Consider the following 9,303-nt stretch of genomic DNA (forward strand, 5'->3'; position numbering starts at 1 on the left):
CGCGGGCACACAATTCTTCTTCACGTTCATGGACTTCGAGGCCTTCGGCGCCCTGGAGAGCGAGCGCCTGCGCGTCCACTGGGAGGACTCCGGCACGGAGGGACACGTGCCACGCGGAGTGGATCTACAGCTCGCCGCGCGTCGCCTGAATAGAGCGCTGCGGCTCTCCTTCCATGGGGCCCCGACAGCGCTGGGACCCCGAGGGCTGGAGCGGGTTCGCGCGGACGTCCTCGACGTGCTGGAGACGCTCGCGGGAGAACCAGGGGCGAAGACCCACGCTCCCGCGCGTCCAGAGGTCCGTTTTGGCCCCATCGACGTGGGCGCGTTGGATGCCGCGCTGGTGGGTTACCTGCCCGCGCCGGAGGAGGCGGCCCGAGCCGTGGGCCTCGCATCCGTTCCTGGGCTCCGCGAGGTGCTCCGGAGCCAGCTCTTCCCGAACGGCAGCCCTCGCTGGCTCGAGCGCATCGAGACACCGCTCGGCGCCTCGGGGCTCCTGTGCCTGCCGCTGTTCGCGGACGAGCTGGGGGCCTCGACGCCAGAGGCACTCGCCGCGCGTGTCACGGAAGCGGTGCTGCTGGCGCGCCGAGCGGGAGTTCGTGCGTTCTCCCTCGCGGGGATGCTGCCGGCGTACACCGGTTTCGGCCGAGAAGTGCTGCACCGGCTCGCCCAGCGGGACGGAGCCGCCGAGGGCCTGGCCTTCACGACCGGGCACGCCACCACCGTGGTCGCCGTGGTGCGGAGCGTCCTGGCCGCGGCCACGGCCGTGGGCCTGGACCTGTCCGAGGCGGAGGTGGCCTTCGTGGGAGTGGGCTCCATCGGAGCGGCGGCGGCGGAGCTGCTCCTCCAGGTCGCCACACACCCCCGGAGCCTCATCCTCTGCGATCTCCCCCGAGCGGCACGCCGGATGGAGGAGGTGGCCACACACCTTCGCGAACAGTACGGGTTCCGGGGCCATATCGAGACCGCACAGGCCTCTGGGGCCGTCGCGGACGTCGTCTATCGCGCGCGGCTCATCGTAGGCGCCGCGAGCACCCCGGGAGCGTTGGAGGTGGACCGGCTCGCGCCCGGCACCGTGCTCGTCGACGACTCCTTCCCTGCTCTCGTCGACGTGCCGGCGGCCTGGGCACGGATGCGCACGCGCGGGGACGTCCTCATCGTCGGAGGAGGCTTGCTGGATTGTGGTGCCGTGACCCGCACGGTGGACGACACCGCCATCCCCTCGGGGCTCCGTCCGACGCTGTTGCGAGGCATCGCGCGCACGGGCGTGGCGAGCTGCCAGCTCGAGCCGCTCCTCCGCCGGGCCCATCCGGAGCTCCCGCCCGTCTCCGGGCCGGTGGAGGCCACCACGGCCCACCATTACTGGCGGGTGGCACTGGCCTCGGGCATCGAGGCCGCGCCGCTCCATCTCGGGACCGAACTCATTCCAAACAGCGTGCTCGCGACCCTCACGGGGCACGAGCGCACGGGGTAGCCTCCTGCCAGCGGAAGCTCAGACGGTGGGCCTGCGTCCGAGGCCCAGTGCGAGCAGCACCAGCGCCGCGGCCCAGGCCCCCGCGCCTCCGCCCGAGGCGGAGCCACACCCTCCACAGCCCGAGCGCTGAAACACCGTCAGGGAGACGGTGACCACCTCGGAGTCCAGCGCGCCGTCACTGACCTTGTAGGTGAAGGAATCGACGCCGTAGCCGGGATGAGGGACGAAGGTGAAGTCGGGTCCGGTTCCCAGCAGGCTGCCATGCTCGGGACCCTTCACCACGACGTACGTGAGGGCATCGCCGTCTACGTCCGAGGCCTCCAGCGTCATGGAGATGGCCGTGTCCTCGGACGTCGTCAGGGAGGCTGGGTGGGCCCTGGGGGCGTCGTTGACTGGCGTCACCCTGAGCGAGACGGCTGTCGGCTCGGACGCCAACCTGCCGTCGTGGGCCTGGAAGGTGAAGGAGTCCTCGCCGTGGAAGTCCAGGTGGGGCGTATAGATGAGGGCGGGCGCGGTGCCCGACAGGGTGCCATGGGCCGGCGCCTGGCGCACGGAATGGGTGAGCACGTCGCCCTCCATGTCCTCGGCCTCCAGCACCACCCGCAGCGGCTGGTCCTCGGCCGTGGCCGTCGACACCGCTCGGGCCTTGGGCGCCGGCTGGTACGACTCCGCGGTGCCCAGGTACTCCGTCCACTCGTAGCTCGTGAACCCTCCCGTGACCAGGACCTCCCGGGAGGGAAGCAACGTCGCCGTGTGCGAATAGCGGTTCTTCGCCATGGCGAGCGTGGTGCGCCAGCTCCCCGTCACCGGATCGTACAGCTCCGCGACGTCGGTCCCTCCTCCCGCGACGAGCACCAGACCCGAGGGCAGCAGCGTCGCCGTGTGCCCGACGCGGCCGTGAGCCATGGCTCCCGTGGCACTCCAGGTGCCTGTCGCTGGATCGTACAGCTCCGCGACGTCGGGCCCTCCTCCCGCGACGAGCACCTGACCCGAAGGCAGCAGCGTCGCCGTGTGCGGCCCATCGTGATGGACGAGCGGTGAGCCCGTGGCGCTCCAGGTGCTCGTTGCCGGATCGTACAGCTCCGCGGAGCCCGTGTTGTCACCGCCCACGACGAGCACCTGGCCCGAGGGCAGCAGCGTCGCCGTGTGCCCGGCACGCGCCGTGGCCATGCTCCCGGTCGGGGTCCACGAGCCCAGCTCCGGGTCATACAGCTCCGCCGTGGAGTGGCGAACGGCGCCGGAGGCCCCTCCGCCGGCCACGAGGAGCTTGCCCGAAGGCAGCAGCGTTGCCGTGTGGGCGCTGCGTGCCGTCGTCATGGCACCCGTGATGCGCCAGGCCCCCGTCGTGGGCTCATAGTGCTCCACGGCGTCCACGCCGCCGCCCAGGACCAGCACCTGACCCGAGGGCAACAACGTCGCCGTGTGCCCGCTACGGCTCGCCGACATGGCCCCCGTCATGCGCCAGGAGCCCACCACCGGGTCATACAGCTCCGCGATGGAGGGATCACTCACGGTGTTACCCGGCGAGCCTCCCGCGACGAGCACCCGGCCCGAGGGCAACAACGTCGCCGTGTGCCCATGGCGCTTCTGCGTCATCGCCTCCATCGGAGTCCATCCTGGAGCCGCGGCCAGCGAGAGGGGGGGCACCAGGAGCAACAGCCAGGGCCAGGGAGACATGGAGGGACACTCCGGGTGACGGTCCGAGCCCATGTTCCCTTGGGGATCGGCCTTGAGGCAAAGTGCCGGGAATGTCCCGCGCTGGCTCCTGGGTCCACCCCTTCCTCACCTGGATACCGGGGATGCTCCTCCTCCTGGGCGGGCTCTTCGCCATGCCGGCCCGGGGCGAGGAGCGTTTCGCGATCCTCATTGGAGCCAACGTCGGCTGGGCCAATGACCGTCCGCTGCGCTACGCGGAGGCGGACGCGGAGCGGATGCGCGACGTCCTGCTGGAGCTGGGCGGCTTCGCTCCCGATCGGATCCACCTGCTGAGGGATCCGGACACCACGACGGTCCGCGCGCGGCTCGAGCGGCTGGCCCGGACGCTGCGCGGGCTCGACGCGGAGAGCCTGGTGGTCGTCTACTACTCGGGGCACGCGGACGAGCGGCACCTCCACCTGCGCGGCCCTCCCCTCTCCCACGCGGAGCTCCACGAGACCCTCCAGGAGCTCCCGGCGTCCGTGCGGGTCGGCATCCTCGACGCGTGCAAGTCCGGCTCCATCCTGACGGCCAAGGGAGGCAGACGCGTCCCGGCGTTCGAGCTGAAGGTGGTGAACGAGCTGAGCCTCCGGGGCCTGGTGCTGCTGACGTCGAGCGGCGCGGACGAGCTCTCCCAGGAGACGCGGGCGCTGGCGGGCTCGGTCTTCACGCACCACCTGGTCTCCGGGCTGCGAGGCGCGGCGGATCTGGACCGGAGCGGGAGCGTCACGCTCTCGGAGGCCTACCAATACTCCCACCAGCGAACGGAGGTGGAGACGGCGGCGAGCCCGGTCCCGCACCGCCCGGCGTTCCGTTTCGACGTCCAGGGACAGGGAGACCTCACCCTGACGCGCCTGGGGCAGGACACGGCCAGGCTGATGCTCCCCCCGGAGGAGGACCACCGGTACGTGGTGGTGGACGAGCACGAATCCCGCCTCGTGGCGGAGGGTCGCTCGCGGCCGGGCGAGCAGGTGGTGCTCGCGCTCGCGCCCGGACCCTACCTGCTCAAGCGTGTGCTCCGAGAGCGGATGGAGGTGGCCCGGCTCCGGCTCACGCCGGGCGTACCGGTGCGAGCGGAGACGTTGTCCTACGAGGCCAGGCCCCTGGGCGCCGGCTTCCTCAAGGGAGGCAACCCGGAGGAGCTGGACGCGGACGAGCGCCGCGAGTGGCGCCGGGGAGAAGCGCTGCGCCTGCTGGCACTGGGTGAGGCGGGCATGGCCCTGAGCATCTTCGACGAGCTGCTCGCGCAGCGGCCGGAGGACGCGGGCGCTCTGCGGGGCCGGGCGCGTGCGCTGGTGCGGCTGGCCGAGGCCTATGAGGGCGTGGGAGATCGCCAGCGGGAGCGCGAGGCCCTGCGCGCGGCGCTCGTGGCCGAGCCTTCGCTCGCCGAGGACTCCGACTTCGCACGGTGGTACCGGCGGCTCCAGGAGCTGGAGTCCCTCGAGGCCCGGGACTCGAGGATCCGCGCGGACGTGGAGAGCGAGCTCCGCCACAACCCGCGCCTCAAGCGTCGCTGGGGGCTCGGAGTCGAGGTGCTCAGCACGCGGGGGCTGCTGTCGGTGTCGGGCCTGGTGCTCCTCCAGGAGGTGTGGCTGCTGCACCTGGCGGTGGATCCCCTGGGGCTGGCGATCGTCGGCGCGCCGAGCCTGGACATCGGGGCACGGCGCCTGCTCCCCATCGGAGGAAGGCTGACGCCCTTCGTGGGGGCGGGACTCCACCTCACGCTCGCCCCCTGGCCAGGGCTGTGGGACGGAGATTCCAACTTCGACCTGCGCTATCGCTACCGGGGGCTCTGGGGAAACACCCTCCACGTGGATGCCGGCATCCAGCTCATTTCCAGCTCGGCGCTGGCCGGCGAGCTGGGGCTCGGGGTGATCCTCTCCGAGCACCTCCCCTACGCGCCACACATCAACATCTCGCCCATGCTCAACCTGGGCGTCCATTGGTACCTCTGAACTCCATGACTCCGGTGGTCCATCGCGCCCGCTCGACGGTCCTGGGGATGCTCCTGGTGGGGCTCGTCGCCACACCGGCCCTGGGCGAGGAGCGCTTCGCGTTGCTCATCGGCGCGAACCTCGGGTGGTCCAAGGATCGTCCCTTGCTCCACGCGGAGGCCGAAGTGGAGCGGGTGCGCGACGTCCTCGTCGCACTGGGGGGATTCCCGGCTGACCGGGTCGAGCTCCTCCAGGAGCCGGATGCCGCGACGGTCCGCGCACGCCTGCGGCACCTGGCGCGCACCTTGAGGGCCCTTGGAGGGACGAGCGTGGTGCTCGTCCACTACGTGGGCCATGCGGACGAGCGGCATCTCCATCTGCGGGGAGCCCCCCTCTCCCGCGAGGAGCTCCAGGAGACCCTCCGGGCGCTGCCCGCCACGCATCGCCTCGGCGTGATCGACGCGGGCGGGTCCAGCGCCGTCCTCACCGTCCGGAGTGACCTGCCCGCTCCAGGCTTCGAGGCGGAGCTCTCGGTGGAAGGTTCTCGCTTCACCTCACGCTGGCTCGAGGGCCTTCGCGGGCCGGCGGATCTGGATCACGATGGAGTGGTCACGTTGTCCGAGGCCCACGGCTACGCGGCCGGGTGGCGTCCCGCCTCGGAGAGCGTCCCCCTCACCTGGCCCGCGCGCGCCCCCGCCCTCCCCTCGCCGAGTGAACGAGACGGAGGGCCCGAAGCCGAGGAAGACCGCGAGCGGGGCCGCCAGGAGGCCCTGCGTCTGCTGGCCGAGGGCGAGGTGGACGCCGCCCTGAGCCTCCTCGAGGGGCTCCTGGCCGCGAAGCCAGACGACGCGAGCGCACTCCGCATGCGAGCACGCGCCTGGGTACGTCTGTCCGAGGCCCACGCACGCGAGGGAGCGACGCGGCGGGAGCGGCAGGCGCTGCGTGCGGCGCTCGAGGCCGATCCCTCCCTGGCCGAGGATCCCGACTTTGCGCCCCAGCACCAGAGGCTTCAGGAGTTGGAGGCCGCGGAGCAACGAGACGAGGAGATCCGGGGGGCCGCGGAGCGGGAGAGCCAGGACAACCCACGTCGCGGCCACCGCTGGGGTGTCGGCCTCGACGCCGTGGGAACCCGGGGCGCGCTCGCCCTGGTGGGCACGGTCATCGTCCAGGAGCGCTGGTTCCTGCACCTGTCGGTCGAGCCCTTCGGACCGGGGACGGATCTCGGATTCCGCTGGGTGCCGCTCGGCTGGCGGTGGAGCCCCACCTTCGGAATGGGGGGCCACGTTCCGTTCTCGCAGCTGGGCCTCGGCTCGCGAACCGAGCCCGTCCCCGACGAGGACGGCTGGGTAGACGTCAAGGATCCCGCGCTCATCCAGCGAGAACTCCGGCGGGGCTACCTGCACCTCGACGTCGGGGTGCAGTACTTCACCTCCTGGAAGCCCGCGCTCGCCTGCGAGCTCGGGTTGGGGCTGAGGCTCTTCCACCGCCCCTCCATCCGCTCCGTGGGGATTCTCCCCGCACTCGACTTGGGCTGTGGCCTCTATTTCTAGCGGTGTCCCGCCCGGCCTCTCGTCCGTCTCCGCCAGCCGGAGCCCAGCACGATCAACACCATCGCCTGGCTCCACGCGCCCGCCCCCTGCGACGAGCTACACCCGGCGTAGCCCGGCCCCGGAGTCACGGTGATCGAAACGGCGGTCACCTCGGACTCCCGCACGCCATCACTGACCTTGTAGGTGAAGGAGTCACTGCCATAACCGGCCGGTTGGGGCACGTAGGTGAGCTCGGGGGCAGTCCCCAGCAGCCGGCCGCGCTTGGGCGCCTCCACCACGGTGAAGGTGAGCGCATCGCCGTCCACGTCCGAGACCTTGAACGTCACGGGTACGGCCGTGCCCTGGCGCGTCGTCAGCGACACCGGGTGGGCCACGGGGGCGTCGTTCACCGGCGTCACCGTGAGCGACACGGTCACCGGGAGTGAGTCCAACTTGCCGTCATGCGCCTGGAAGGTGACGGAGTCCTCGCCGTGGAAGTCCAGGTGGGGCGTATAGGTGAGAACGGGCGCGGTGCCCGACAGGGTGCCGTGAGCCGGCGCCTGGAGCACCGAGTAGGTCATCGCGTCACCCTCCGGGTCCTCGGCCTCCAGCAGCACGGTCAGCGGTTGCTCCTCGGCGGTGACGATCGAAGCACTCCGACCCCGGGGGGCCTGTTGGTAGGACTCCGAGTGGGCGTTGAGCGAATACCAACCCATGGTGGAGGTGCCCTCCGCGAACCCGCCGGTCACCAGCACTTCCCGGGAGGGAAGCAACGTCGCCGTGTGGCCGAAACGGGCCGCGAGCAGCGGCACGAGTGAAGTCCAGGTGTCCAACCCTGGCGCGTAGAGCTCCACGGAGTCCTGGAGGCGTTGCTCGCGGCCTCCCGTGATCAACACCTCGCCCGAGAGCAGCGGCGTCGCCGTGTGCGAGGTGCGGGCCAGGGCCATGGGTGCGGCGGAAGTCCACGCCCCCGTCGTCGGGTCATGGAGCTCCGTGGAAGCAAGGGCCTTCAGGGCCGAGTCCTCGCCGCCCGCGACGAGCACTTGACCCGAGGGAAGCAGTGTCGCCGTATGCCCTCTTCGAGCGGTCGCCATGGCACCGGTGGTGCTCCAGGTCCCCGTGGTGGGGTCATACACCTCCGCGGAGCTCTGGCCCTGTCCCCCCACGACGAGCACCTGGCCCGAGGGCAGCAGTGTCGCCGTATGCCCACTCCGAGCGATCGCCATGGCGCCGGTGGCGCTCCAGGTCTCCGTCGCGGGGTCATACAGCTCCGCGGAGCTCTGGCCCTCGCCGCCCGCGACGAGCACCCGGCCCGAGCGCAGCAGCGTCGCCGTGTGGGAGCGGCGGCCTCGCGCCGGGGGGCTCGTAGCGCGCCAGCGTCCGGTCACCGGGTCATACAGCTCCGCGGTGGTGGGAGCGGAAGGAGACTCTTTGTGGGGAGCACCGCCCACGACGAGCACCTGACCCGAAGACAGCAGCGTCGTCGTGTGGTCGTAGCGGCCCATGACCATCCAGCCCGCATCGAGCCAGAGCCTCCGCGAGGGGTCGTACACCTCCGCGTTCCGGAAGGGGGTCCTCCCGGCATCGAGTCCCCCCGCGATGAGCACCTGGCCCGAGGGCAACGGCGTCGCCGTGTGCAGGGCGCGGCCGCGGCTCAGTGGGGACAGGGAGGATTCGGACGAGGTGGGAAGCGCGGCGCTCCCCCGGGTCGCGCCCAGGAGAAGCGCCAGGAGCAGCACGGACCATGGCCGGCAGGGCATGGGTGAAACGTTAGCCCAAAAGAAAAACGGGAGCGTCTCCGCTCCCGTTTCCCTCACCCAGCTACTTCAAGAATCACTGCAGGAACGGCGTGTTCTCGGCGAAGTACTCGTGGCTGTCCGCGTTGTTCAGGGCCTGGGTGGGGTTGGTGAGCGCCAGGTTCTTCGCGCCGGCCTGACCGTAGACGTGGTCATCCGTGCCGGCCACCGCGGTGAAGTGGCTCATCTCGTGGATGAGGGTGCCACCCTTGGAGTCCGTGCCCGTCAGCGGCGCGCTCCAGAACGCGTTGCACACGTAGATCTTGTACGGCTGGTTCGGGTAGACGTACGCGTAGTAGCTCTTCTTGCAGCTGCAATCGATCGTCAGCGGCTTGGTGTCGAAGGCATCCTTGATGGCGGCGAAGTGGGTCTTCGCCGTGCTCCAGCCGCTGGTCGAGAAGGCGCCGAACCAGGTGGTGTAGCGCGGCGTGCCCGAGGGGGTGCCGTTCAGGTAGGCGCTGGAGTTGTCCGCCATGGCCGAGGCGGCGTTCAGCGCGTCCATGATGGTGGCCGTCTGCGTGGTGGAGCACCGGCCGGAGAACGCAATGCTGCTGGTGAGCGAGGTTGTCCCGTCCGACGGGGCCTGGACCGCGCTGGCGCGGCCCTCGATCCACACGCTCACGTCATTGGACTTGAGCAGGCCCTGCTTGGCGCTGGAGCCGTGCGCCCGCGCCGCGTCCACCTCGAAGCGGATGCTGTAGCTGCCGCTCTGCGACAGGTCATACAGGCCCAGGTCCACCGTCTTCGTCAGGCTCTCGCCGGGGGCCAGGGTGAGGAAGTCGTCCGAGCGCGCCGCGGGACGCTTGTAGTGGGGACCCTCGAAGGCCACGGGCTGGCCGCCGCGCGACACCGTGAAGAGCGACTCCTCCAGCTCCTCG

At 71.0% G+C, this 9,303-nt stretch carries 6 protein-coding genes; 3 read left to right on the plus strand and 3 right to left on the minus strand.

All coding sequences use genetic code 11. The annotated features are described in order from the left end of the window. On the plus strand, window positions 1–1,471 hold a 1,471-nt coding region (locus VF697_RS12635), incomplete at its 5' end, for a hypothetical protein (RefSeq protein WP_331094652.1). Between the two features lie 18 nt (window positions 1,472–1,489). Here the strand turns inward: VF697_RS12635 and VF697_RS12640 are convergent. Beyond that, entirely contained in the window at window positions 1,490–3,148 is a 1,659-nt protein-coding gene (locus tag VF697_RS12640) for an Ig-like domain-containing protein (RefSeq protein WP_331094654.1), read from the minus strand. A 122-nt stretch (window positions 3,149–3,270) separates the two neighbouring features. Between VF697_RS12640 and VF697_RS12645 the strand changes: the two genes are divergently transcribed. Both VF697_RS12645 and VF697_RS12650 read left to right on the plus strand, forming a co-directional pair. Further along, window positions 3,271–5,121: a caspase family protein gene (locus tag VF697_RS12645; RefSeq protein WP_331094656.1), complete on the plus strand. Its 1,851-nt coding sequence runs from the start codon at window positions 3,271–3,273 to the stop codon at window positions 5,119–5,121. A 5-nt stretch (window positions 5,122–5,126) separates the two neighbouring features. Next, window positions 5,127–6,650 carry a hypothetical protein gene (locus VF697_RS12650; RefSeq protein ID WP_331094658.1) on the plus strand — a complete coding sequence of 508 codons (1,524 nt, stop codon included), beginning with the start codon at window positions 5,127–5,129 and terminating at the stop codon, window positions 6,648–6,650. On the opposite strand, the gene VF697_RS12655 is transcribed toward VF697_RS12650, so the two are convergent. Next, window positions 6,647–8,389, minus strand: a complete 1,743-nt coding sequence (locus VF697_RS12655) for a kelch repeat-containing protein (RefSeq protein WP_331094660.1) — start codon at window positions 8,387–8,389, stop codon at window positions 6,647–6,649. The two genes, VF697_RS12650 and VF697_RS12655, sit on opposite strands and share 4 nt — an antisense overlap. 73 nt (window positions 8,390–8,462) lie before the next feature. Then, on the minus strand, window positions 8,463–9,303 hold an 841-nt coding region (locus tag VF697_RS12660; RefSeq protein ID WP_331094662.1), incomplete at its 5' end, for a M35 family metallo-endopeptidase.

The organism is Archangium sp., from assembly GCF_036388035.1.
GTDB lineage: Bacteria > Myxococcota > Myxococcia > Myxococcales > Myxococcaceae > Archangium.

Excerpts from the sequence above, each read along its gene's own strand:
- VF697_RS12640 (WP_331094654.1), bottom strand. The coding sequence starts at position 3,148 with ATGTCTCCCTGGCCCTGGCTGTTGCTCCTGGTGCCCCCCCTCTCGCTG.
- VF697_RS12645 (WP_331094656.1), top strand. The coding sequence starts at position 3,271 with ATGCTCCTCCTCCTGGGCGGGCTCTTCGCCATGCCGGCCCGGGGCGAG.
- VF697_RS12650 (WP_331094658.1), top strand. The coding sequence starts at position 5,127 with ATGACTCCGGTGGTCCATCGCGCCCGCTCGACGGTCCTGGGGATGCTC.
- VF697_RS12655 (WP_331094660.1), bottom strand. The coding sequence starts at position 8,389 with ATGCCCTGCCGGCCATGGTCCGTGCTGCTCCTGGCGCTTCTCCTGGGC.